Source organism: Mycobacterium simiae, assembly GCF_008370645.1.
Taxonomy (GTDB): domain Bacteria; phylum Actinomycetota; class Actinomycetes; order Mycobacteriales; family Mycobacteriaceae; genus Mycobacterium; species Mycobacterium simiae_A.
The window spans coordinates 1-509 of record NZ_VTZN01000511.1 but is presented as its reverse complement, the minus strand read 5'-3'; the positions used below and the strand labels follow the sequence as shown (position 1 = coordinate 509).

At 71.1% G+C, this 509-nt stretch carries 1 pseudogene; it reads right to left on the bottom strand.

Going from position 1 to position 509, the window contains the following annotated elements:
• Positions 1-509: pseudogene (locus tag F0Q45_RS28410) on the bottom strand (heavy metal translocating P-type ATPase); the annotation flags it as partial.

Genomic DNA, 509 nt, shown 5'->3' with positions numbered 1-509 from the left:
TCGAAGAACAGTGCTCCACCGGCGAACAACGCATAGATGGAGTAGCAGAACGCGGTCAACGTGCCCAGGGTGATGAGGGTGTCCATGTTGGCCGTTCCGGCCCGCGCCTGCTGCACGGCGCCGGCAAGGAACGGCCACCCGGCTACGAACTGCACCGGTATCGTCGCGGCCAGGGACACCCACCCCGCCCACGGATACGCGCCGAACAGCATCGACACACCCGATACCAGCAGTCCCAACGGCAGGGCCACCCACAGCCGCCGCAGCCAGGTGCGGCGCTGGCGCCGGTTGTCCTCGCGCGGCGTCACCTGCCCGCAGGTCGATGCCCCGGTTGGGCAACCGCCGCCGGCCGTGGCGGGCGTGTCGGCGTCCGGCGAACGGCCCAGCAGGCGCCGGAGGCCGCCCGTGACCTTGCGCACCACGCCGGTGTTGTGAGTCTGAGCCGAGTGGGGGGCGCGCGTGGGCACGGATTCTGCGGGGATGTGCCGGGCATCGGCGATCGCTGTCAG